Annotated in this window: 22 protein-coding genes; 20 read left to right on the forward strand and 2 right to left on the reverse strand. The window is 38.3% G+C overall.

Going from position 1 to position 24,059, the window contains the following annotated elements; translation table 11 throughout:
• Positions 1-3: 3 nt before the first annotated feature.
• The 18 genes from ACJMLD_RS02915 (at position 4) to ACJMLD_RS03000 (ending at position 18,174) form a co-directional block, all read left to right on the forward strand.
• Positions 4-240: a hypothetical protein gene (locus ACJMLD_RS02915; protein WP_405267807.1), complete on the forward strand. Its 237-nt coding sequence runs from the start codon at positions 4-6 to the stop codon at positions 238-240.
• A 558-nt stretch (positions 241-798) separates the two neighbouring features.
• Positions 799-1,596: an AAA family ATPase gene (locus ACJMLD_RS02920; protein ID WP_405267809.1), complete on the forward strand. Its 798-nt coding sequence runs from the start codon at positions 799-801 to the stop codon at positions 1,594-1,596.
• Positions 1,597-1,600: 4 nt separating this feature from the next.
• Positions 1,601-2,422, forward strand: a complete 822-nt coding sequence (locus tag ACJMLD_RS02925; RefSeq protein ID WP_405267810.1) for a hypothetical protein — start codon at positions 1,601-1,603, stop codon at positions 2,420-2,422.
• A gap of 163 nt (positions 2,423-2,585) precedes the next feature.
• A complete protein-coding gene (locus tag ACJMLD_RS02930; RefSeq protein WP_405267812.1) occupies positions 2,586-5,753 on the forward strand; it encodes a C1 family peptidase in 3,168 nt (1,055 codons plus the stop codon).
• Positions 5,754-6,009: 256 nt separating this feature from the next.
• A complete protein-coding gene (locus tag ACJMLD_RS02935) occupies positions 6,010-6,294 on the forward strand; it encodes a hypothetical protein (protein ID WP_405267814.1) in 285 nt (94 codons plus the stop codon).
• A gap of 11 nt (positions 6,295-6,305) precedes the next feature.
• Positions 6,306-6,722, forward strand: coding sequence for a hypothetical protein (locus ACJMLD_RS02940; protein ID WP_405267816.1), 417 nt, complete (start codon positions 6,306-6,308; stop codon positions 6,720-6,722).
• Between the two features lie 117 nt (positions 6,723-6,839).
• Positions 6,840-8,747 carry a helicase C-terminal domain-containing protein gene (locus ACJMLD_RS02945; protein ID WP_405267818.1) on the forward strand — a complete coding sequence of 636 codons (1,908 nt, stop codon included), beginning with the start codon at positions 6,840-6,842 and terminating at the stop codon, positions 8,745-8,747.
• Positions 8,748-9,105: 358 nt separating this feature from the next.
• Complete coding sequence (locus ACJMLD_RS02950) at positions 9,106-10,344, forward strand: ATP-binding protein (protein WP_405267820.1); 1,239 nt, start codon at positions 9,106-9,108, stop codon at positions 10,342-10,344.
• 60 nt (positions 10,345-10,404) lie between these two features.
• The gene (locus ACJMLD_RS02955; protein WP_405267822.1) at positions 10,405-11,877 is read left to right on the forward strand and encodes an AAA family ATPase; all 1,473 of its coding nucleotides are present in this window, start codon (positions 10,405-10,407) and stop codon (positions 11,875-11,877) included.
• Positions 11,870-12,922 (forward strand): hypothetical protein, encoded by a 1,053-nt coding sequence (locus ACJMLD_RS02960; RefSeq protein WP_405267824.1) that lies wholly within the window; start codon positions 11,870-11,872, stop codon positions 12,920-12,922. Before ACJMLD_RS02955 ends, ACJMLD_RS02960 begins: the two co-directional genes overlap by 8 nt.
• A 276-nt stretch (positions 12,923-13,198) precedes the next feature.
• Complete coding sequence (locus ACJMLD_RS02965) at positions 13,199-13,801, forward strand: hypothetical protein (RefSeq protein WP_405267826.1); 603 nt, start codon at positions 13,199-13,201, stop codon at positions 13,799-13,801.
• An 8-nt stretch (positions 13,802-13,809) separates the two neighbouring features.
• Positions 13,810-14,457 (forward strand): glycine zipper family protein, encoded by a 648-nt coding sequence (locus tag ACJMLD_RS02970; protein WP_405267828.1) that lies wholly within the window; start codon positions 13,810-13,812, stop codon positions 14,455-14,457.
• Entirely contained in the window at positions 14,450-15,352 is a 903-nt protein-coding gene (locus ACJMLD_RS02975) for an SseB family protein (RefSeq protein WP_405267830.1), read from the forward strand. The genes ACJMLD_RS02970 and ACJMLD_RS02975 overlap by 8 nt, the downstream gene beginning before the upstream one ends.
• 26 nt (positions 15,353-15,378) lie before the next feature.
• Positions 15,379-15,999 (forward strand): hypothetical protein, encoded by a 621-nt coding sequence (locus tag ACJMLD_RS02980; RefSeq protein ID WP_405267832.1) that lies wholly within the window; start codon positions 15,379-15,381, stop codon positions 15,997-15,999.
• Positions 16,000-16,011: 12 nt separating this feature from the next.
• Entirely contained in the window at positions 16,012-16,350 is a 339-nt protein-coding gene (locus ACJMLD_RS02985; RefSeq protein WP_405267834.1) for a zinc-ribbon domain-containing protein, read from the forward strand.
• Positions 16,351-16,359: 9 nt separating this feature from the next.
• Entirely contained in the window at positions 16,360-17,538 is a 1,179-nt protein-coding gene (locus ACJMLD_RS02990) for a hypothetical protein (protein ID WP_405267835.1), read from the forward strand.
• A gap of 22 nt (positions 17,539-17,560) precedes the next feature.
• Positions 17,561-17,857 (forward strand): hypothetical protein, encoded by a 297-nt coding sequence (locus ACJMLD_RS02995; RefSeq protein WP_405267837.1) that lies wholly within the window; start codon positions 17,561-17,563, stop codon positions 17,855-17,857.
• Complete coding sequence (locus tag ACJMLD_RS03000) at positions 17,854-18,174, forward strand: hypothetical protein (RefSeq protein ID WP_405267839.1); 321 nt, start codon at positions 17,854-17,856, stop codon at positions 18,172-18,174. Before ACJMLD_RS02995 ends, ACJMLD_RS03000 begins: the two co-directional genes overlap by 4 nt.
• Here ACJMLD_RS03000 and ACJMLD_RS03005 read toward each other — a convergent pair.
• Together ACJMLD_RS03005 and ACJMLD_RS03010 are read right to left on the reverse strand one after the other, a co-directional pair.
• Positions 18,171-18,551 (reverse strand): hypothetical protein, encoded by a 381-nt coding sequence (locus ACJMLD_RS03005; RefSeq protein WP_405267841.1) that lies wholly within the window; start codon positions 18,549-18,551, stop codon positions 18,171-18,173. The two genes, ACJMLD_RS03000 and ACJMLD_RS03005, sit on opposite strands and share 4 nt — an antisense overlap.
• Positions 18,552-18,594: 43 nt before the next feature.
• Positions 18,595-19,686: a cation diffusion facilitator family transporter gene (locus tag ACJMLD_RS03010; protein WP_405267843.1), complete on the reverse strand. Its 1,092-nt coding sequence runs from the start codon at positions 19,684-19,686 to the stop codon at positions 18,595-18,597.
• Between the two features lie 76 nt (positions 19,687-19,762).
• On the opposite strand from ACJMLD_RS03010, the gene ACJMLD_RS03015 reads away from it, so the two are divergent.
• Both ACJMLD_RS03015 and ACJMLD_RS03020 read left to right on the forward strand, forming a co-directional pair.
• On the forward strand, positions 19,763-20,302 hold the full coding sequence (locus ACJMLD_RS03015) for a glutathione peroxidase (protein ID WP_405267845.1): 540 nt from the start codon (positions 19,763-19,765) through the stop codon (positions 20,300-20,302).
• Between the two features lie 355 nt (positions 20,303-20,657).
• The gene (locus ACJMLD_RS03020; protein WP_405267847.1) at positions 20,658-24,029 is read left to right on the forward strand and encodes a collagen binding domain-containing protein; all 3,372 of its coding nucleotides are present in this window, start codon (positions 20,658-20,660) and stop codon (positions 24,027-24,029) included.
• Positions 24,030-24,059 lie beyond the last annotated feature (30 nt).

A 24,059-nucleotide genomic window follows, 5' to 3' on the forward strand; every position in this document is an offset into this window, starting at 1 on the left:
AATATGATGATTGACCCTAAAACGTTTAGAAAAAGTCTAGAAAATGAAAGTTTAGACACTATTATTAAAGAGCGAGATAAATTAATTCGTGAAATTCGTAGATTTGAGAAAAATAAAATTCCTCAAGAAGATTATACGATGGATCCTAGTCCAGAAGTCATTTATCTGTGCAATCAAGAATATTTAGCAGAGTTATGTTATTTAATTAATGAAAAGAGAAGAAAGTTGGATAAATTTTAGTTAATATAGTATAATGGATTTTTTGGGTGTATTTTAATGTATAAGTTAAAAAAGAGTTATCTGATTTGAATATTAAGATTAACAGATTATAAAATTAAATCAAAAAATCAGAAAACGAAGCTCAAGACAAATGTCAATCAATTAAAAAATGAACTTGCTCAAATTAAAAAGACAAACGGATAATATTCATTGAAAATTGATTTTGATTCAGTTCAAATGTGCAGTAGAAAAGAAGAGAATCTTAAATTTTTGATAATTAAATAGGGGAATAAATGTTCTTTACTAAAGAAAAATGTATTAATAAAATTAAACCAAATACAAAAAACAAACTCCATAAAAGAAGCATCAGTGCCGGCCAATGTTAGTTATGGTACTGTTGAAAATTGATATGGTTGAGAATCCAAAGGTTTTGGCGAGGAAAATACCTATTTTTTTCAAAGGATTAATTGAATTAATAATTAAAAATAATTTTCAGAATGCTTATTTTTTCATAAATGTAAGATTATAAATAATTACGAATCAATAATTAATATTATATTATTTCAATATGGTGTGAATATGATTATCAAGCTAAATGATGTAGGTCCAATCAGCAATGCAAACATTGACATTTCCAAAATCAATGTGGTCGGCGGTGTCAACTCAAGCGGTAAATCAATGATATCAAAACTGTTGTACTGTTATTTCAAATCTCAAAACGAAGATGAATCTTTCGAATACCTTATGGACAGCGAAGGATTAGATAAAGATTTAGATGTCACTTTTGAAGGAAATCTAAACCTTCAAGAGGTCTTTTACATAGATAACATCTCGATACTGGATTTAAAGGATTTGGATATCCTAAGGGTTGACCATATTATTCACATCAAGGAAGCCTTAGAGGAAAGCAATGAGACAAAGGAATCTGAAAACATTGATATAATCCAAAATATCATTAAGGAGAATTGCTTAAGCACAACTTCATCTGGAATAAAAGAAATCGGAATAATAGAACTACTTTTAAAAAACAACAGATTAAAGGAGAACTCCTTTTTAATCATTGATGAACCGGAAAGCAGCCTTCATCCTGAATGGGAAATAAGATTTGCAGAAATCCTTGTTTTACTAGTCAAAGATTTAAACGTCCATATATATCTAAACTCCCATAGTCCAATGTTTATCGAGGCGATTTCACTATATTCACAGTATTATGATTTATTGAAAGACACTAAATTCTATCTCACCCAAAAAACGACAGATGACAAATTCTATTTCAAAAAGATAAACCCCAAAAACATGGGTGAAGTCTATGAAAACCTTACAAAACCTTACGACGAACTTGACAAATTAAAAGCAAAAATATTGTTCAAGGAGTAGAAAAATGCCATTGACTAAAGAGGAAGCCCAATTCGTTGAATTTCTAGGATCATTTCCTCAATTCTATAAAAAAGCCCATGAAATTGCCCAAAGCTCCAAAGGAGTTTCAATTCTTCCAATGGAAAACGGCGAAAATGAGTTCAAGATGTATGCTCTGGATGATATCTGCCATTCTTGTCAAATCTTTAAGGAAAACGGATTGAGAATCACTCCAAAGACCACCGACGCCATATGGTATAAAAAGGAAAAGGACAATTTCTTCATTTTCCTGATTGAATTCAAGGGTGATTTTCTCTGCAAGGCCTCAACAAAATGCACTCTCGTTGAAGCTGTAGACAACCTGAAAGTCAAAAACGAAAGGCTGAATGACGAACTTGAACATGAACTCTTTTTACTGGATAAGGTCTTATCAAAATACTCAGACAAGATGCTCAACGGCCTTGCCCATAAACCTCTGGAAACCGTAACAATAGCCTTGCCGTTAATATATGAGGAATACTACCAAAAAAATAAGCAGAATGTTGAGTTTTTAGATATCAGAGAATTTCTTCAAAACTCAAGAATAGTCTACAGGGTCGTTTCGATATCAGACAAATACGAACCTAACCGCCAAAGGTCAAGAGGCAGATCCTATAGATGTTCCAACATGATTCCATCCATATGTAAAAGATTAGCAGAAGAAAGGCACGACCATGAACTGGATGCATCATATGAATCAAGCCTGCAGACATATCACAGAAGATACGAAAGGGCAGGAATTGTCTATAGTGCTGGCTTTGTAGATAACATTGCATTTAACAATTTCATTGAAAATTATTTGAAATAGAAATAGTTTATATTCAGGGGGTTTGTCTGAACCTTCTATTTTTTTTTGAATATTTATGCAACAATCAAAGCTGCACTTCTAGCAAACAGATAATTATTTTTTTTAACAAAATCAACAAAACCTTATATGCATTGAAACCATAACTTAAACTGGAGGAACAACATTGAAATTTAATAAAATATCCTTATTAATCATATTTCTATTGTTTGTCTCTGTCGGTTTTGTCGGTGCCGCTGATGCAAATCAGACTGACATTGACGATTCAGGCATGCTTTCTGATGCTGAAGTCAAATCATATTCCGATTTGACTTACGAAATTTCACAGTCAGAAAACGTCCTGGACCTGACCGACGACTATGAGTTCATGGAAGGCGACGAACCCTATGTTGATGTGACCCAGGATGACGGACATAGCATGACCATAAACGGAAACGGCCATGTGATTGACGGGAAGAATGGTGCAGGAGCCTTCAGATTTACAAACGGCTCAGTTTATATAAGAAACCTTACGTTTACAAACTGCGCAGATTCTCCACTCATGTTTAGGAACTGCGAATTGATTACAGAGAATGTAACCTTTGAAAACAATTCAAACAATCAAAGCGCAGGTGCGGTATTCGCATTCCATAGCGACTATTACAGCTTCAATGACAGGTTCATAGACAATTATGCCCCTGATGGCTCAGCAATCCTTTCCGTGTACAGCAAAGTCTCAGTTGACGATTCCTTGTTCATCAATGAGGAGCCGATTCGCTGGTCCCTCATCAAGGGATCCGATTCCATATTCACTGTCGCCAACTGCGTTTTTGCCAATCTCACTTCAAGATATGCAACTGCAGTCTATAACGACGGCGGAAAGAACTACATCAAAAACACAAGATTTGTTAACCTGTATGCAGATGCCACCGGCGGTGCTCTTGCCTTCAAGGGTTGCGAATACACAAACATTGAGAACTGCGAATTCATCAACGTCACCGCTTCCAAAAACGGCGGAGCGGTATATGCCGACGTCAACAGCGTAGGATATTTTCCGGATGGGTTTACCTTCATCAACCGGACACTCTTTGAGGATTGCAAATCCGAATTCGGAGGTGCCGTTCTGCAGCTTGGAGGCAATCTCGCAATCGCTGATTCAACCTTCCTCAACTGCACTGCGGATTATAGCGGAGGAGGCGTTTACGCATCAAATGCAAGCGTGGCTTTGGAGAATGCCAATTTCACAGGAAATAAGGCATTGTTCTTGATTGGCGGAGCGATGCTTGTCGATGACTGTAATGTTGAAATCAATATCTCCCATTTCGAGGATAACTCAGCGGATTATGGTGGGGCAATCTATGCCTATGACGCCTATTTTGAAGTGGAAGGTTCAGAATTCCTGAATAACGGCGAAGCCATCCATGGGGTCTTTTTAAAGGACGGCTCATACTACAAAAATATCACTGTTGCCAAAAAGAATCCCGATACCTTCGATTTGGATAATCTTGACTACGTTTATGTTTCAGACCTTCCGGGTAATGAAATCATCCTCAATCCGATTGAAATCACAGGAAGCGTCACTGACCCCCACTTTGACTTGAGGGATTTCAATGCCGTAACTCCCGTCAAGAATCAGGGATCTAATGGGGCCTGCTGGGCATTCGGCGCAAACGCCGCTGTCGAATCGGCGTTCCTTATTGCCACAAACATGACACTGGACCTTTCGGAAAACAATGTTCAGAATACTGTTCTCAAGTATTCCATTTATGGAAATCCGTATACTTCCGAAGAGGGAAACCTCGCTATGGGCCTTGCCTACTATCTAAGCTGGCTTGGAATCGTGGATGCCGAATATGATACATATGACGAGCTTGGAAAGATTTCTCCAATTCTCTTCACTCCAAACTGCTATCATATTCAAGATGTGGCATTTGTCGATACCAAGAATCGGTATGCAGTCAAGGAGGCCCTAATCAATTACGGAGCATTGACAGTATTCGTCAATGGGGCAGACCCGAATTCAGTATTCTTCAATCCCGAAACCAATGCGGTGTACTGCAATAACGCATCCATGGGAAATCATTTGGTGGCCGTTGTTGGCTGGGACGATGCATTCCCAAAGGAATCTTTCAGAATAACCCCGCCGGGTGACGGCGCATGGATATGCAAGAACAGCTGGGGCGAAGACTGGGGAGATGAGGGATACTTCTACCTTTCATACTATGATGACGTCATTAAGATACAGAATGCTGTCGGATACATCATAAACAATACGGATGTCTATGAGATGGCATATGAGTATGACATTGCAGGCTTCGAAGGATTTTTAGCAAATTACACAAGGATTCTCAACTATACCAATGAATATGAATCCATCGGCGATGACTGGATATCAGCCGTCGGAACATACTTCGATGATGAATGCACAGACTATTCCATATATGTTGCCGTCAACGGCAATGTGCTCTACTCCCAGAGCGGAAAACCATCATATATGGGATACCATACCATAGTCCTTGACAAGGCAATCAGCATCAAGGAAGGTGACATCTTCTCCGTAACTGTCGAGGCGAATGCCGTGCCTTTCCTTCAGTACACCAGGCTTCACTTGGAAAACGCAACATCATATGTAAGCATGGATGGTAAGGTTGACGATCTTATCTCAAGGGGTATTGTGGCCTGCATAAAGGTCTACACCATGAGCGAGTCATTCATTACTGAGGATATGCAGAAATACTACTCCGAAGACAAGCCCTTTGTCGTGGATGTCGGCAAAAGCGATGCAAGCGTCACTGTCATGGTCGGCGAACACGTCCTGACCGCTAAAAGCGGTGCTGATGGAATCGCCATATTCAAACTGCCTCTGCTTGAGCCTGGAGTCTATGCAATCGAAACGGTCTATAAAGGCAAATGCGTCATAAACACCCTTACCGTATTGCCAGACAATAGCACAGGCAATCGCACAGACGATGATGAAGATGAAGAAGATGATGACAACGATGGCGGCAATCATCCGGCTGCAGGCAAAAAGTGGAGAATGCCTGATAGATTCGGCTCAAAAGCTGCCGGACATGCATACACGCTATACCGCGCATCCGACATGAAGCTTATTTGCCACTCAAACTTTGTCATACTGAAGAATCTGATTGATCTGTTTGACTTCAACCTGACAAATGGGCATCTGAAGGTTTGGATTGACGGCATCCTTGTCTTTGAAGGCGATGTCGGAGATGACCTCTTTAAGGTAATCTTTGAAATCATCGAAAAGTTCCTGGGAAAACATGAAATGACCGTAGAGTTCACAGACAGCAATGGAAAAACACAAACTTTAAACGAAACAATAATAATTGAATAGGCTTTCAATTATTGTTTCCTATTTTTTTAATCCGAGGATTTGACACAAAGAAAAAATTTTTGCACCACACTACAAATTGCATTCATTTCACAAAATTGCCTTTATAATAAAATATTGATTTTAATACGTTATTTTCAATATTAACGAACTTAAAAACGTTAAATTTATATTTAAGGAAATCAGATATATCATTGTACTTTTTCCATCGGAAAAATTCGGATTTTATACGAATTAGAGAGAGCAAGGTGATAATTTGGTGACAAAATTGGATCTTTTTAGGAAAAGAATGGAACCCGCAAAAGAAATATATACAAAAGAATTAATTGATTTTGCAAAAAAATATGATGCTTTAGGTGAAATGACATTAAAGGAAATGCCTGATATTGACACCCAGGAATATGTCTACTGTTTTGAAAAGGTTAACGGGACACCTCAAGAGGAATTGGACAGGATTCTTTTGGAAATATGTGGTCATATGGATGAATTTTCAAGAGTCAACAATATTGAGAATTTTAACAGAACAGTAAATATTTGGTTATAGGAGGCATATATATGGATATTAGAAAATACCCTCAATTTCAGTTATATCTGCTGACCTTAAAGCTTTTAAGGTTTAAAAGTCGATTGATTCCAGATGATTGTGATGACAGATGCATAAATTCTACAATAATCAATAGGGCTTATTTCAGTTCTTATCTGTTTTGCGAATTATGGCTTGATGATGTTATGAATTTCAGACCCATACCAATAAATGAATTCAAGTCAAAAGAAGAAAGAATCAGTGAGCATGTTCAAGTTAGAAATGCTTTAAAGGATTTTGGCAAAAATATTATAGGGTATAAATTGTCAAAATTATCAGAATTAAGAAAAAAAGCTGATTATGAACCCTACACTGATTTAACACCAACTGATGTATCCGATGCAATAAACCACATGGAACAGATCTTTAACCATCTCACTTTTGAATAAACTATTTTTTTTAAAAAACTCTTGTTTTCATGTTGCCGTCAAAATTCACTTTGACATTACTTTTCAAATGCTCTCACTAAAATTGTATTTATATGCGATTTCATATATGATAGTGTAATGACAGGCTGGCAATATAGCGACTACTCAAGATTAAATCCAAAAGCACAGAAGCATTTTCCGTTCACCAATCCTAGAGATGGCCAGCTTGAAACAGTATCGGAAATTCTTGAAGCGATTGACAGTGGCTATAAGTATATTGTCCTTGAAGCCGGAACCGGAACCGGCAAGTCTGCAATAGCCGCAACGTTGGCTTCGATTTGCGAGTCATCTTACATTTTAACCATCACCAAGCAGCTCCAGGACCAGTACCTGAGGGACTTCAACAATATGCAGGTCGTCAAGGGCAGGCAGAACTTTAACTGCCTCAAATACAAGAATACGCTTGCCCCAAAGCCATGCAGCGAAGGCAAGTGCATAACAGAAGGCCATGACTGCAAATATTCACTTAAGAACAGGACAAATGAGATAACAGAAGACAATACCTGTCCCTATTATTACCAGAAGTATCTGGCCTTAAACTCAAAATCAGTAATCTCAAACTATCCATATTTATTTCTGGAGCTCAACTATGTCAAGGACTTTCAAAAAAGAGACTTATTAATCTGTGATGAGGCCCACAACCTCGAGGCCATGCTGATGGACCAGCTGACTCTGGAGTTTTCCAAAGCCGATCTGGAAGAATACCTGAAATTCGACTTGACAGAAGAGCTGATTGAGGAGCTCAACACCCAAAGCTACACCAGATGGATGAGATTCATCAACAAGGTCAGGGACGAATACGCTAAGGAGCTTGAAAAGCTGGAATCTCTGGAAAGGGAGGAGCTTGCAGAAAAGATTTCCTTCATAAGACATCAGATAAACGACTGCAGGCGATTCATCGACCATATTGTAATCGATCCGAAAACATGGATTTTCGACTGGGACGATTCAACCGAAACAGCCCAGTTCAAGCCGCTGAAGGTAAACCATTATGCAAAGGATACATTGTTCAAGTATGCGGATGTTGTGCTTTTCATGAGCGCCACAATCCTTGACGATGAGCTTTTTGCCAAATGGCTTGGAATTGATAGTGATGAGATATATTCAATAAGGCGAAAAAGCCCATTCGACATCAAAAGGAATCCGATTATTACTTATGAGGGCCATAATCTTTCAAGGAACTTCATCAAAGGCAATGCTCCCAAAACCATCAGGACAGTAAATGAGATACTGGAAAATCACAAGGATGAGAAGGGAATCATACATACAGTCAGCAGCAGATGCATGGATTATATATTGGAAAATCTTGACAATCCAAGGCTGATTGGGCATGACTCTAAAAACAGGCAGGAACGGCTTAAAACATTCATCGATTCGGCTGAACCCCTTGTGCTGGTCTCACCGTCCATGGGAGAAGGGGTGGATCTTCCAGGCAACCTGTGCAGATTTCAGATAATCTACAAGATTCCATATCCAGACTGGGGTGACAAGCAGATTTATGAAAGGTCTAGCATAGACCTTGAATGGTATGACTTCAAGACCTGTTTAAGTTTAGTCCAAACCCACGGAAGGGGAATGAGGGATGATGACGATTATTGCACTACATATGTCATCGACAGCCGCTTTACCTCATACATCAGAAGCAATAGGGCAAACAAGTTCCTGCCGGATACATTTAAAGAAGCAATTGAGGAATATGCGGTTGACCAGAAAGAAAAGCAAAAGCTGATGGAAATCGGCGATGCCTACATCGAAAGCGGCGAGTATGAAAAGGGATTCTATTTCTTCAGAAGATTGTTAAAAAACGATTTGTTCATAAATGACGACTATCCGTATCTGAATCTAACAAAGGTATATCATGAATCCCAATTATACGAACAGGAAATCCAGATTATCATGCAGTTTCTGAATTCAGGAATTGAATCCAATAATATTGATTACTTTAAAAAGAGATTGGATGAGCTTTCAAGTATGGGTTATTTCTAATAATGGGTTTTGTGATGATTTAGATGGCTTTTAATTTTAATTAACTTTGGTTTTGTGTTTTGTTTCAATTTCGATTTCACATTCGACATTGTTTTTCAATATTGCTCTTTGTGTTTTATGTCTGGATGTTTTGGGGCTAGGTTAGTGTGTCCTTTATTATTTAAATGATTTGTTATTTTATTTGTTATCAATTTTCTAAGCTTAACTGATTATCATAATTGAAAATAAAAATTAATGATAAAAGTATCTTATAGAATACTTTTTTACTAAATTATAATAAAAAGTATTATATATAATACTAATCTAATAATTATATAAGAAAAGTATTTTATAAAAGACAATTTTTGGAGCTGATAATATGGTCGAGCGAAAACTGTACATGGACAAGATTAACAGTTTCATGAATCGGGACATCATAAAAGTGATAACCGGTATAAGGCGTTGCGGAAAATCATATTTCTTCAAGTTGATAATAGATGAATTAATAGATGGTGGAGTCGATGAAGAAAATATATTATTGATAGATTTGGAGCTTCCGGAATATAACAGAATCAAATTAAACACTCAGCTTGACGATATCGTATTGGAATATATCAATGACCATGAGGGTAGGGCATACCTGTTTTTCGATGAAATCCAGAATGTTGAAGACTGGGAGATTTCAATAAACAGTTATTTCAAACTGCCTAACGTGGAAATCTTCATCACAGGATCAAATTCCAAACTGCTGTCAAGCGAATTATCAACTTATCTGACTGGAAGATATGTTTCAATAGACATGTATCCGTTCTCATTCATTGAATTTTTGGATTACAAAAATGAACTGAACGAAAAACCGATAATTGCAAACGAATTGAAGAGCGAGATTGAAAACTATTTTGAAGAGTATAGGGCATATGGTGGATTGCCTATAGTTATTGCTTTAAAAAACCATAAGGAAATAATATTGGATGATTTATATTCGTCAATCCTGCTACATGATATTGTAGAGCGCCATGATATAAGAAATGTCGGATTGTTCAATAGGATTGTAAAGTTTTTAATAGAAAACATCGGCAATTTGATTTCAGCCCATTCCATATATGCATATCTAAAGCATGAACTGCCAGGCATTTCAAAAACAACTATATACAATTATCTGGATTATCTTGAGGAGGCATATGTATTGTCAAAGGTAACCCGTGAAGATCTAATTGGCAAAAGGGAAATCACTGGCTCTGAAAAATATTATCTGATGGATTTGGGCTTTTACAAATCACAATTGGAGGAAAAGCAGCAGAATACTGGTCATGTTTTAGAAAATATCGTATATTTGGAATTGCTCAGACAGGACTATAAGGTTACCATTGGAAAGGTAAATGACTCTGAAATCGATTTCGTCTGCAGAAAAAACAATAGGAAAATATACGTGCAGGTCTGCTATCTCATAAATGAGGATGAAGACATAATCAAACGTGAATTCAAACCGCTGTCAAAAATTAAGGACAACTATCCGAAATACGTATTGAGCATGGACAAATCAGACTATTCTCGTGACGGAATTGAACATATAAACATCATACAGTTCCTGAAGAATCCCGATTGCCTGACAAATTAAACACAACTTATTTATCCTAAATCAAAAAATATATAATTAGAAAAATATAAGGTATCTTCTATGTTAGAGTGGACTGTTTGTAAAAATTGCGGAAAGATCTTGGACAACTCCCAAAACACTTGCTCAAGCTGCAACAGTGATGTCGATAAGATTCATATGGACTATCTGGCCGGTTATATGACCAATCTGAACTTCCTTGTGAAAACTTTAGGCATATTCACGCCATACTGCGATTCCATCAGGGACCTTGAGAATGTCACTTTGGAAAGCCTGATAGTCGATGACCTGTTCAAATACTTTGCCTATCTTGGATTGGGCGACGACAAGATAACTGACAACGAACTGGAGTTCATAAACTCACTTCTCGATACCAGCTTCACAAAGGAGGACCTCCTATCCCTAACTGATTTGAAAATCTCAAGGGAAATGCCCCTGTCATTCAAATGCCTCCATGAGCTTGACCTGTGCGGAGTGAACTTCGACATGACTGAGCTCAACACCGCAAATGAGCTCTACAACTGCTATAAGGTATTCGGAAAGTTCTTTATCACAGTCGACAACGAGCTCAACGAGGATGTCTTCAACCTCTACAATGACTACATTGCCAACCTGGAAAAACTGCTCGAAAAGGAAAATGTTGACTTGAAACCAATCCAGCTTCTAGACATAAAAGGCATTGAAGAAACCGGAAAATTGGAGGAAACCCAGCAATCCGGCTCATTGGATGAATATTTAGAAGAGCTGAACAAACTGGTAGGTCTTGAAAAGGTCAAAAAGGATGTCAATTCCTTAATCAATCTAGTTCAAATCAGAAAGCTCAGGGAGGAGCGCGGAATCAAACAGCCTGCAATGAGTCTCCATTTGGTCTTCAGCGGAAACCCTGGAACAGGTAAGACTACAGTAGCACGTTTACTGGCTAAAATCTATCATGCAATAGGTTTGCTCTCAAAAGGCCATCTAATAGAAACCGACAGATCAGGTTTAGTCGGAGGCTATGTCGGACAGACCGCAATAAAGACCCAGGAAGTCATCCAGTCCGCACTGGGAGGGATACTCTTCATAGACGAAGCATATTCATTAACATCCAAAAGCGACAACGACTACGGCGCCGAAGCGGTAGATACCTTACTTAAAGCAATGGAAGATCATCGTGACGATTTGATTGTCATCGTGGCGGGCTATCCTGCACTCATGGAGAAGTTTTTGTACTCAAATCCAGGATTGGAGTCCAGATTCAACAAGTTCATCTATTTCGAGGACTACAACGACGATGAACTCTATAACATATTCTGGCTGATGTGCGAGGAATCCAACCTAACTTTGGACGGTCCAGCCGATAAGTATATAAAGGACTACTTTAAAATGTTATATGAAAATAGGTCAAAAAACTTTGCTAACGGAAGAGCAGTTCGAAACCTATTTGAGGAGGTACTAACTAATCAGGCAAACAGATTAGCTCCTAAAAGCAATATAACAGATGAAGAATTAAATACGTTAACATACGAAGATTTTCTGGTTGATGAAAATGACTAACAAAATTTGTAATAATTGCGGAAATATAGTAAACAGCCGTTCGAACCATTGCCCAAAGTGCAGATCAACCTCATTTCGAAATGTATATGAGATTACAAAACCAAACAACAGTTTAACTTATAAATTATTTTATGATTATCAAGACAGTTACTTTATCATATCAAAATCAAAGGTGGCTGCAGTTCTGGCATTCCTTTTGGTCCTGACACTTGGACCGGGGAATATTGGAATATGGCTCTTCGCTTTGATAAGCGCAGGCTTGGTGTATGTAGCAGGAAATGCAGTCCATGACCTCATCGCAAGCAAGAGGATGTCAAGAGCAGTCATTGAAAACAGCAATTATGGATTAATGAGCGATTTAAAGCACTTGTTCTTCTACTGGCAGGACAAGACCACAGGAGAATACACATTCTCTAAAACAAAATCATTAACCGTATTGGTGTTCCTATTGTTTGCGTCATTCGGCGGGATATTCAGCCTTTCAGGCGTTTTCTATCTTGGACTATTCGGCCTTTCAGTTGCAACACCGACATTCCTTATAGGATATGCAATCCATAGGCTCACAACATCCGATCCTATCGGCGAACTTCTGGGAAATACCAAACAGGTAGGCGCCAAAAAGGAAGTCAAGGTCAAATCCAGTGAAAAGGAGTTCGACCAGTACAGGACAAGGCTCAACGAACTTAAGGCCATGTACGAAATCAAGGAAACCAATGCCAGAAAGCTCATAGAAGAGCGCTTTGCACCTCCACAGCTGACCTATGACAGGTTCATCGCAAACGTGGACAACTCAACAAAGGTCTTCAATGAAAATGCAAATGCGGTTTCAGGCATTCTTGAATTGGGATCAGACGACAATCCTGAAATCAGGAAGGAAGTCACTTCAAGAATGGGCGTCCTCGAGTCACTTGTCGTGAAGATGGATGAGCTCATCGACGAGCTTATTGTCAACATGAGCAAGGAAGACAAGAAGGAGAAGAATCCTACAGGATTCATGCACAGCATGGACCATCTCATCAATTCGGTGAAGGATTACAAGAATTAATGGTTTTAAATCAATATCAAATTGAAGAAGCAGATTCTGCAATCGACCAGGATATTGATTTGCCCAATTATTTGAGCTAATTTAAGCCAATTATTGGGCTTGTTCTTAAATTTTTAAATTCAAAAATAAATTCTTATTTTATTATTTTTTAATATATATTAACTTTATATGATATTTGAAGCTTTTACAATCGACTTTTGAAATAAATGATGATTTTATGATGATAAATTGCTTTCAAATGATATATTTAAATAAATTCAAACCAAAGGTATTAACATGATTAAAAAGATTCTGATTGCAGCGCTTGCATTGCTCATATTGATGAACGCAGTCAGCGCCATAGACTCGTCAAACTGGACGACTGCGGAAGTCGGATATGAAACATTCAAGATACCTCCGAAGTACAGCGAAAATCCATACGAAAGCGATTTCAACTCATATTGGTATGATGAGGATGACATCGATACCTTTACGGTCAGATATGTAAATCCTAATATGATGAGCCTATACGGTTATTTTACAGAAAAGTACCCTCAAAAGAAAGTGACCGTTGCAGGCCATGATGCGGTTCACTTCACCTATGAGGATGGAAAGGACGATACAAACAATTCGATTCTATGGTTTTCGGCAGGCGAGGAATTCTACTACATCAACTGGATCGGCCACAACATCACTCCGACAATAAAGGAAGTGGTCAAAAGCTGCTCAAAATCGGACTATAGTCACAAGGAGTTCTATGACATATTGAATGAGGAATATCAAAACTATAAGATAGTCGATGCAATCGAATCCCAAAGAGTAGATTATCCAAGTGACGATTCATCCCACACTTTCGTATCAGTCGGAACAAACGGCGTTGGCGTCGGCAAAATATTCTAGGTGGCAAAATGAGCGATGAGATTCCAATCAAAATCAAGCCTAAAACAAAATCCAGGAAAAAACCCCTAATCAAGGGAACTCTCAAGTTCACAAAGGGCCTTGTAGAGGATACCGCAGGCATCATATTCCACGAAAAGGATGAAACTCCATTTCCCCAAAAGGGATATGAGGAGTCCTTGACATATATCAGAGAGCATAAGAAGTCCAAGGTCGAATTTCCTGTAGACTCAAAATCAAAGGACAAGCTGTCCAAGATGCTTTCTCCAGATTTCGTCGGAAGTGCAGGAGGACTCATCGGAGCTGCCGCAACCGTCGGATTAATCGGTTCGACACTTGGAACAGGCCTTCTAATTGCTGGTGCCGGAGCACTTATCGGAAGCGTAATGACCAACAGTTCCGATGAGCTATCATGGGTTGCCTCTGAACTGGTGATTCTTAGTGAGGAGCTTGTTATTTCTGGCAGATTCACCCTTCACTTTGATGAAATCAAGTATGTAAGCGTTGACAGGAGCACTTCAAACGAGCTGGTAGTCCTCACCTTAAAGGACAAGGCACTGGCCTTCAGGACATATAATGCAAAGGCACTGAAGACGGTCATTAATGAGGCAATGGATAATTATTATAACAACAATAGACAAACTAGAATCAATGACTAACCACAAACACCTGCGTACCGTTATCGAAGACATATATTCAAACGGCAACATATTGACTGAAGAGCTTACATTAAGGCTGATTAACGAATTCAGATATTCCAACCTCTACATTCCGGCCAAAAGGGAAAACGGCACACTGAACTTCATCATTTATGAGGATGAAGAGGATAAGATAACACCATTATTCACCGATTTGGATGAGTTTAGGAAGTTCTACAAATCAGATGCAGACATTCAGGTCCTGCAGAACTCATTTGAGCTCTATCAGAATATCCTAAAGACTACTGACATTGAAGGATACATTCTTAATCCGTCATCAGAAAAATATCTGTTTAAAAAAGAATTCATTCTGGCGATTACAAACATCCCAAAGACCAATTTCTACACAACAAATCCCTACACCGAAGAGGAACTGATTGGCCTAAAGTATTCCATAGACAATGAGAAGCTGGAAAGGTTCATTGAAAACCCCAATAACATAGGAGATATCGAGAATCTCTTTGAGCACATGACAAACTCAACGCTGCTGATGCTCATGCTAAGCGATCTTGATATTAAAGGAGATAGCTCATTGATTTCACTTAAAAAGACAGGTCCGATTGCACAGATGCATATGGACAGGGTCGGCGGAATCTATGCAACTCTTTTTACCTCAGATGAGAAAATGACTGCCATTAGAACGGATAAGCACAAATACTCACAGATTGTAAATCTTGCAACCCTCGTCAATTTCGTGTTGTGCGAGGATCTGGACGGCATAGTCCTGAATCCGGAATCCGACAATGTGCTGATTACAAGATATAATCTTCTTAAATATTCGCTGGGTTTTGAGAAATATGCAAATGACGAAAGGCTGTCCGAGTCAATGTATTACATGTTCAATCTAAAATTATAATAATAAAAAAATCAATACTATTAATCATGTCTGAACTGTCCGAACTTATTGAAATTGCAAGAAACATTGAAAGGCAGAATGATGAAATAATTCGCCTTTTGAAAAAAATAGCTGATGGAAGCGAAGCCGAAAAACCCGAAGATGATTCCGTGATAAATCTGACTCCCGATTTTGGAGACCTTATCCTGTCCTATAAGGATGCTCTTGAAGATGAAGATTCCACTGAAGACTTCGAGCTTGACGAATCATTCAGGATAGGTTCCCTTCTCGACAATGAAATTGATGTCGGCGAAGTGTATTTCATAGAGGGAACAGACATATTCAAATTATCCATCAATAATAATGAAACTACAGTTGATAATATAACAGGTGACGGTGAACCTACATCATTTGCTTTACAGGAACTGATAGCAAATGAATCCATCAAAAATAATGAGAGTTTGAGGGACGGTACAGTAATACTCGGCAGCGAACATTGCCAAAATTTGCCCGAAGTAATGAAAATATGTGTTGAACAGGGCGCACAAATGGTATACATACCGCTCTTTGCATCAGCACAGCTTGTTGGATCACCACATAACCTGATTAATTATGTGAGAATGGATTTCTTTAAAAATGACGATCATTTGATTGAAAAATTATTTTAGGAAGGTTTTAGAATGTCAAAATTTTGTCCATCATGTGGAGAACAGTTAGCGGACAACGCTAAATTTTGTAAGAATTGCGGAATGAACTTGGAAACACAACAGCAAACTCAGCAGACAACCGGTACACAGCAGACAATGCCGCCTTATGAAGTCCAAAAGGTTGAAGAAGACCATAAGATAGCCATCATTATAGGATATGTCTTTGCTATTCTGATTCCTATAATCGGAGTCTTTATTGGAGTTTACCTGGTGACAAGAAAGGATTCCGAAAAGGCATCCCTACATGGTAAGATCATAATAGCCTTATCAGCAGTGATATGGTTCATATCATTCAAGCTAATGGGATACTAAGTGTTTCAAATGTTCAATGACCTATCAGGATACCTGCAGGTTGACAAGCCAAAGAAAAAAGCGATAGATGACTTGCTGGCTCCATTGCTAAGTGAGTATTCCGTATTGCGAAGTCCTAGAATGGAGGACATTCTTCGCGAGAAGGCATTGGGGGATACCTGTGACTATTGTTATGATGAAGAGGCTCCATCACTAAAGGCTTTGACAAAATACTGCCCGCAGTGCCACAGGGAATATCCTGAAGAGGAAAACTTCTGTTTCGATTGCCTTGTCAAGCTGAAGCACATATCCGATATCATAGATGTCTGCGATATAGAAACCCATCCCAAATTCACCTTTGCTGGATTAAACGATTTCCAGGCATTCGAAGAGATATTCACACCTGAAAACATTGAGCTTGTAAAGAATTCCAGATTAAGGGTTAAGGACTATGATGGAATCATCAAAGACATCAAAAGGACTGCATTTCTGGAGTTCGACAGATTGGTAAAGTCAAATGAGCTTGTCCTTGACTACCTGGACATTTCAGACAAGGTGCTTCTCTTTTCAAAATCATTTGTGGAGGTCGGCTACAAGTCATTCGGCCAGGAGCTTGGAACATTCACCTTCGATAAGATTGAGATTGATGACAGGCAGATGTCATCCCTTCAGATTACTACCCTTATTCACGAGCTGTCACACTTTCTTTTAAAGGAAATCCTCTCAATTGTACTATGTAAAATCCTCGACTGCAGCAAGAACTCCTCAATCGATGCCATCGCAACATTCATACTCATATACTCACCGCTGAACAGGCTGATTGACGAATATTCCGCCCACAGCGTCGAGGGAAGGTTTACCGTATACGGCTATCAGGACTACTCCTCATTTATTGAAATTCAAAACTCCCTGGAAGGCGAAATGGACAGAGATGAGATTGAGATTGCAAAGTCTATCGGAAATACCTTTTCGCTGTCCATCAAGGAAATCCTTGAATCATATATAGATAATGATTTAAGAAAGGAAATCAAGGATCTGTTCATGATGCAGACCCGTGAATCACCGAATTATCGTATGCTGGCCATGGAAAACTGCAACAAGCTGAAGGGCAGGGGATTCATGCAGGCAATCTGGCTTATCTTAAGCGAGGGCTTTGAGGTTGCAAGCCTCAACATCGAAAAGTTGGAAGAATATAAGAAAAATTTTTAAGTCCAAAAACATAATTACTATTATGAACATTCAAGAAAGGATTTTAAAACTGAACTACGAACATACAGGAAAAAGTGTTGCAATCAACGAATTGCTATTGACCATCGTTTCAAAATATCATCTCTTTGAGCCATGCCTATATCTTTCAGAAGACGAAAACTGGATTGATGTGGCAATCATCTCACTTGAAAGCGAAGAGTTCTCACAATCAATGTCCATTCTCAAAAAGGAGATTACCGCTTTCGGCGTATTCAACAAGAAGGATATTGAAATCGCTGTTCCTCAAGTCGGAGAATCCACTGAGGATTTATATCAATGATGAAGGAAGTCATCATTGATTCTGATTTCAGCATTGACGACATCACATCCAGAATCACGAACATCATGTCTAAGTGGTCCATCCACTTTCTAGACATAAACGGCCCTAATTGGATTATATTTGACTACGATATGAACATCAAATACGTATTCATCTTCAACGTTGACTTTGATGATTTAGACACCCGTATAAAGCTTGAAGATTTGAAGCTGAATGTAATACACCACATAGAATCCCTCAAAGACGAAACCACATACAGGGATAATCTAATCAGTGCAGTGTTTCTGACTAAAAAAAGAAAAAAAGAAAAGAATTAATGATTAATTCTTGTATTGTAGTATCTCACACCATCAGCATCATAAGTATACCATCTGTTCACTTCATCATCATACTTTTCGCCGATTACAGGCACATATGAATCAGATTGAGGATCATATACCTTATAGGTTGTATTGTTTCCTGTATTGTTGGTGACATTTTCACGAGGTGAGTTGTCGCCGACTACAGTAGTGTTGTTAGTGTCGTTTGCGTTGATGGTGCCAATATCAATAAAATCTGTTGTGTTATTGTCTTCGGTTGTAACGTTTAAAAGATTCAAGTCACCGTCATGGGAGGTGAATGTATAAACCCCAACCGCTACAAGGGCAATAACGAGAATTGCGATTGCAATCAAAATTATATTTGTAGTTTTCATAGTTCAACACCTTTATACTATTATATATTTGACAAACTAGTATTTAATCGCTTATGTCATAGTCATCGATTATATAGTAGTCGAATTCGGGATGCCTTGATTTGATTTTTGATAGGATTTCATCCTTTACCCTTTCGCGGTCCGCATCAAAATCAACGATTATGTCGAAAGTGGCAATCTTTGCATCCTCATTTACAATGAATCCGTGTACTTCAATGACCTCCTCATACTGTGAAGCGATTTCATACAAATCATCGCGGATATCCCTGTATTCATCGTTTCTTGCATATATTCCTATTGTCAGAATGATTGAGAATTCATCATAGATTTTATATGCCAGATTTCGTGTCATTGTATGTATTTCATGGGCAGTCAAGTCATCATCAACCTCAATGTGGACTGAGCCCTGCATGTCCTCAGGCCCGTAGTTGTGCAATGACAGGTCATATGCCCCATAGATTCCAGGAACCTCACAGATTGACTCCTTTATCTTGCGGGATAAATCTGCATCAACCCTTGCGCCGATCATGCTGTCAAGGGTTTCCCTCAGCATGTCGATGCTCGCCTTTATGATTACAAGGGAAATGATGACACCCAATATTCCCTCAAGGGAAATGTGGAAGAATATGGATATTATAGCTGCAATCAGTGTGGAAAGGGAGAGTATCGCATCAAAAAACGCATCGCTTCCGGATGCCACAAGTGCCTGTGAGTTAATCCTTTCCCCGACTCCCTTGACGTATCTTCCAAGAAGGAACTTGACTATTACCGCAACGGCAATGATAATCAGGGAAATGGTCGTATATGATGTAACGTCGGGATTGAATATCTTTGGCCATGACTCCATGAGCGCGGTGATTCCGGCCCACAGGACAATTGCTGCAATGATTACAGATGAGAAGTATTCTATACGGCCGTATCCATATGGATGGTCCTTGTCGGGGGCCTTTCCAGCAAGCTTTGTGCCTATAATTGTAATTATGGATGACAGCGCATCGGTCAGGTTGTTGACCGCATCCAATGTGATTGCTATTGAGTTTACGAGTATTCCAATTGTTGCCTTGAACGCCACAAGAATGAGATTGACAACAATGCCTATTATGCTTGTCTTGACTATTGTATCCTGCCTTGTCATAATAATGAATTTTGTTTAGGGCTTCTAATAAATTTTTATATTTGAAATATAATATCCATAATTAATGGTGATAATTATGTCAGTATACGATTTTGAAGTTAAGGACGGCGACGGAAATACCGTTTCACTTGCAGACTACACAGGCAAAGTATTGTTGATTGTCAATTCCGCAACCGAATGCGGTTTCACTCCCCAATATACGGAATTGAATGAAATCTACAATGAATTCAAGGATGATGGCTTTGAAATCCTTGATTTTCCATGCAATCAGTTTGGAGGCCAAGCCCCGGGCACAGCCGAAGAGATTAGAGAGGTTTGCCGTTCAAAATGGCTGGTTCCATACACAATCTTTGATAAGATTGACGTGAACGGCGAGAACGCCGAGCCGCTATATGAATATCTAAAAAAGGAACAGCCATTCAAGGACATCACAGGCAACGACGCAGAAAAGCTCAAGTCTGTATTGAAATCCATTGATAGTAACTACATGGACAATGACGACATCAAATGGAATTTCACCAAGTTTCTGGTCGACCGCGAAGGCAATGTCTGTCAAAGGTTCGAGCCGACCGAAGATTTGGATGATGTAAAGGAGGCCATCAGGGCCCTTTTATAATTTTTTTTAATTATATCCTTCAATTCTGTTTTATATTTTCTAATTTTTATTGAACATCATATATTTTAAACATAGGAACATCTTAATTTTTTTTTAAATGAAACAACAACAATCATATCATACATTATATGATATTTAATAAACAATTGATAAATTGTATATTTGTCTCTATTTTTTCAAAATATTGTTTTTTTTAATATAATGTAATTATGTTCATATTTATTGAAAAATTAATAAATTATTTTTAATATTACCATAGAATATTTTAATTTTATTTATTAAATTAGTGAAATAAGTATATATATGACAAGTAAGATAAATTATACATAATTTATTAATAATCATTGAGGATAATATGAAGTCGGTTAAAAATTTAAAGAAATTCATGCTTGTTTTTACAATATTCCTAACATTGCTCATATCAATTGGATCGGTTTGTGCCAGCGATGATAATTCAGGCAATGAGACATTGGAAATCAATCCAGATGCATACATATCACAAGAACTCACAATTGATGATTCACCGATTTCTTATAACGAAATTCTATCTGATTCAAATGAATCAAACGGTACTGAAAATTCAACTAATGGAAACGAATCAAATGAATCCGGCACTCCGGAAAATAACTTCACAGGAAACACCAGTGATGAAAATGATTCCCAAATCATCGAGGCGCCTAAGTTAATAAAACTGCAATACTATCCAAGCGGCAACAATTACTATGCAAAGTTCTGCTGGAATTCCACTAATGGAAGCACATATGAAGTCCTAAGGAAAGATGCGGAAGACTTTGAGGTTATCTCTACAGTCACTGCAGATTCTAAGGAAATGGCCTATTTCGATAGGATAACAGATAACTGTTCATATGCATATTCAGTAAGGGAAGTAATTGAAAAGAATGACAGTGAAAGAATATATGGTCCTTATGATGCTGAAGGCTTGAGATTGCTTGCAAGCCCTGATGTTGCTGTTGATTTTCAAAATCTGATGGCTAACGTTACTTGGGGAAATATTGAAAATGCCACCAATTACCGCATATTCAGAAAGATGGGGCGTGATGGAAGCTTTAAATGTATTGCTGTTGTAGATGCAAATCAAAGCAGCTATGTCGATTATTACTATAAATCCGCAAATGAATTGTCAAAGATACTCAATAGTAAAACTTTCTGCGATCCAAGTTTTAACAACCTGTTTTATACGGTTCGTGCATGCTGCATAAGAAATGACAGCAGCATAAATTATGGCCTGTACCTGAAGGATGGTGATTTCAATCTGGAAGCTCCTACAATAGTTTCCCTCAATAACACTACAATAAAATGGGGCAGAGTGCCTACGGCCGATGGTTATAATGTGCTTAAAAAGGTTGAAGACAACTGGCAGATAATAGGTCAGGCAAATCAAAAAGGTTCCACTACACTTTCAATGCCCATTGACGAGATAGACAATGCTTCCTATTATTCCGTGCAGGCTTACGCTATTAAAAACGGTGAAATGCAGTACAGCAGATTTGATGAAGGATTTAGCCTGATGAACTATTCTGAAGATAATTCCAAATATCGAATATTATATTTTGGAGACAGCATCACATATGGTTCACCGTATAAGTCACCGGCAAGCAGACATATATTCTCAATACCTTACAGAATAGCTCAATTGCTTGGATGCGCCTATTACAATCCTTCAATACCGGGTTCAACATACCATGACCTGGGACAGATTGATGGAGTGAATATTGAAAATACAAAATATTACAGATACCGTATCTGCAGAGAGGTTGTCGACCAGATTGCAATCGGCGAACTTCCAGGAAACTGGGAAGACCTTGATACTGCAGAAAACAGTGAAGGAGTGACAAACACACGCATAGATGATTACAATATTGTCGTTTTGGCGGCAGGAACCAATGATTATATTGACAATACGGAATTCGGGCCTGAAGACAGCAATGATACAATAACATTCAATGGCGCGTTCAATCATATAATGGAAAAAATTGAAAATGCCAGTAAAATGCGTGTTGACGGGGGAGAATCACCGATTAAGGTAGTCTTCATTGACCTGTATTATTCAGATCGTACATATTCTCCTAAAATAAGGCAAAACAGGGACATCACTCCCAATAAGATTGGCCTGACATTGAATGATTATCAAAATGAACTGAACAAACAATACCTCAAATGGCTGAACAAAAGCGAATATCTGATATTCTATAAAGTTGATACAAGAAGCTACGATATAGTAAATGAAGAGAACTGCCCATATACATCATCAGACAGCTTGCATTTCTCAAAGTATACCTATGGACAATACGGAAATGCATTTGCAAAATACTTCCTGGAAAATGTCTTTCAGGACAAATTTAAGACAAACTTTTCATTTGAAGGCTTTACAATGAACTACGGTGACGGAAGTCTTTTGAATTTCACTTTAGTAGATTATAACGGTGTTCCTGTCTCTGGAGTTACAGTCAAGGTTGACAATGGCGTCAAGACCTCAAGGTATCATACGGATGCTCAAGGTACTGTAAGCATTCCTGTCAATCTAGCACCTGGAGAATACAACTGCACAATCAGCTTTGATGGAAACAGGATATATAATCCATGCAACATTACTAAAACAGTTATCGTAAATAAGGCCAACTCAATTTTCAATGCTTCAAATGTAGTTATTGCCTATAACGGCAATGTATCTGCAAAACTAACTGATGAGGATTGCAATGCAATATCAGGAGTTACCGTTAAGGTTTACAATGGAATAAAGACCTTAAGGTACCATACTGATGGAGAGGGCATTGCCAATATTCCTGTTGGCCTGATGCCTGGTGAATACAACTATACATTTTCCTTTGATGGAAACAGATTCTATAATCCATGCAACATCACAATAGCCGTTAATGTTGAAAAAGCCGCAACAGTCATTGAAGCCAAAAATCTGAACATCACTTATAATTCAGGGACTGCTTTGAATTTCACTTTAACCGATTGCAATGGTGCTCCTGTCTCTGGAGTTACCGTCAAGGTTGACAATGGAATGAAGACCTTAAGGTACCATACAGGCAATGACGGAATTGCAACTGCTCCGATCAATGCTAAACCTGGCGAATACGCCTACACTCTTAGTTTTGATGGAAATAAGATTTACAAAGCTTCCAACATTACAGTAAACGTTACTGTAAATAAGGTTGAGACTGTAATTGATGTGGATAATCTTAATGTTACCTACAGCAATGGGAATCTAACTGCAAGACTATCAGATGCTTATGGAAAGATATTGTCTGGCGTTACTGTTAAAGTCGACAATGGAATTAAGACCTTAAGATATCACACAGATGAAAATGGATTTCTCAATGCCCCAATCAACTCAAAACCGGGAAAATACAGCTACACAATCAGCTATGACGGTAATGGCATTTACAAAGCTTCCAACATTACAGTAAACGTTACAGTAAACAAGATTCCAACTATATTGGAGGCTTCAGATATCAATATTACCTACAAAAATGGCAATCTAACTGCAATGCTGACTGATTTCTATGGAAATGCCATATCAGGTGCTACAATTAAGTTCAACAATTCACTAAATGTCTATAGGTATCGCACAGACAGTGACGGAATCGCAATTGCACCTATCAAAGCAAAACCTGGACAATACTTCTATGAAATCAGTTTTGATGGAAACGGGATTTATGCACCCTCAAGCATAACAAGGTCTGTTGTTGTAAACTGAATTATAAATTCTTATGGTGACAATTCCAAT

Source organism: Methanobrevibacter sp., from assembly GCF_045112895.1.
GTDB lineage: Archaea > Methanobacteriota > Methanobacteria > Methanobacteriales > Methanobacteriaceae > Methanocatella.

Excerpts from the sequence above, each read along its gene's own strand:
- ACJMLD_RS02915 (WP_405267807.1), top strand. The coding sequence starts at position 4 with ATGATGATTGACCCTAAAACGTTTAGAAAAAGTCTAGAAAATGAAAGT.
- ACJMLD_RS02920 (WP_405267809.1), top strand. The coding sequence starts at position 799 with ATGATTATCAAGCTAAATGATGTAGGTCCAATCAGCAATGCAAACATT.
- ACJMLD_RS02925 (WP_405267810.1), top strand. The coding sequence starts at position 1,601 with ATGCCATTGACTAAAGAGGAAGCCCAATTCGTTGAATTTCTAGGATCA.
- ACJMLD_RS02940 (WP_405267816.1), top strand. The coding sequence starts at position 6,306 with ATGGATATTAGAAAATACCCTCAATTTCAGTTATATCTGCTGACCTTA.
- ACJMLD_RS02945 (WP_405267818.1), top strand. The coding sequence starts at position 6,840 with ATGACAGGCTGGCAATATAGCGACTACTCAAGATTAAATCCAAAAGCA.
- ACJMLD_RS02950 (WP_405267820.1), top strand. The coding sequence starts at position 9,106 with ATGGTCGAGCGAAAACTGTACATGGACAAGATTAACAGTTTCATGAAT.
- ACJMLD_RS02955 (WP_405267822.1), top strand. The coding sequence starts at position 10,405 with ATGTTAGAGTGGACTGTTTGTAAAAATTGCGGAAAGATCTTGGACAAC.
- ACJMLD_RS02960 (WP_405267824.1), top strand. The coding sequence starts at position 11,870 with ATGACTAACAAAATTTGTAATAATTGCGGAAATATAGTAAACAGCCGT.
- ACJMLD_RS02965 (WP_405267826.1), top strand. The coding sequence starts at position 13,199 with ATGATTAAAAAGATTCTGATTGCAGCGCTTGCATTGCTCATATTGATG.
- ACJMLD_RS02970 (WP_405267828.1), top strand. The coding sequence starts at position 13,810 with ATGAGCGATGAGATTCCAATCAAAATCAAGCCTAAAACAAAATCCAGG.
- ACJMLD_RS02975 (WP_405267830.1), top strand. The coding sequence starts at position 14,450 with ATGACTAACCACAAACACCTGCGTACCGTTATCGAAGACATATATTCA.
- ACJMLD_RS02980 (WP_405267832.1), top strand. The coding sequence starts at position 15,379 with ATGTCTGAACTGTCCGAACTTATTGAAATTGCAAGAAACATTGAAAGG.
- ACJMLD_RS02985 (WP_405267834.1), top strand. The coding sequence starts at position 16,012 with ATGTCAAAATTTTGTCCATCATGTGGAGAACAGTTAGCGGACAACGCT.
- ACJMLD_RS02990 (WP_405267835.1), top strand. The coding sequence starts at position 16,360 with ATGTTCAATGACCTATCAGGATACCTGCAGGTTGACAAGCCAAAGAAA.
- ACJMLD_RS02995 (WP_405267837.1), top strand. The coding sequence starts at position 17,561 with ATGAACATTCAAGAAAGGATTTTAAAACTGAACTACGAACATACAGGA.
- ACJMLD_RS03000 (WP_405267839.1), top strand. The coding sequence starts at position 17,854 with ATGATGAAGGAAGTCATCATTGATTCTGATTTCAGCATTGACGACATC.
- ACJMLD_RS03005 (WP_405267841.1), bottom strand. The coding sequence starts at position 18,551 with ATGAAAACTACAAATATAATTTTGATTGCAATCGCAATTCTCGTTATT.
- ACJMLD_RS03010 (WP_405267843.1), bottom strand. The coding sequence starts at position 19,686 with ATGACAAGGCAGGATACAATAGTCAAGACAAGCATAATAGGCATTGTT.
- ACJMLD_RS03015 (WP_405267845.1), top strand. The coding sequence starts at position 19,763 with ATGTCAGTATACGATTTTGAAGTTAAGGACGGCGACGGAAATACCGTT.
- ACJMLD_RS03020 (WP_405267847.1), top strand. The coding sequence starts at position 20,658 with ATGAAGTCGGTTAAAAATTTAAAGAAATTCATGCTTGTTTTTACAATA.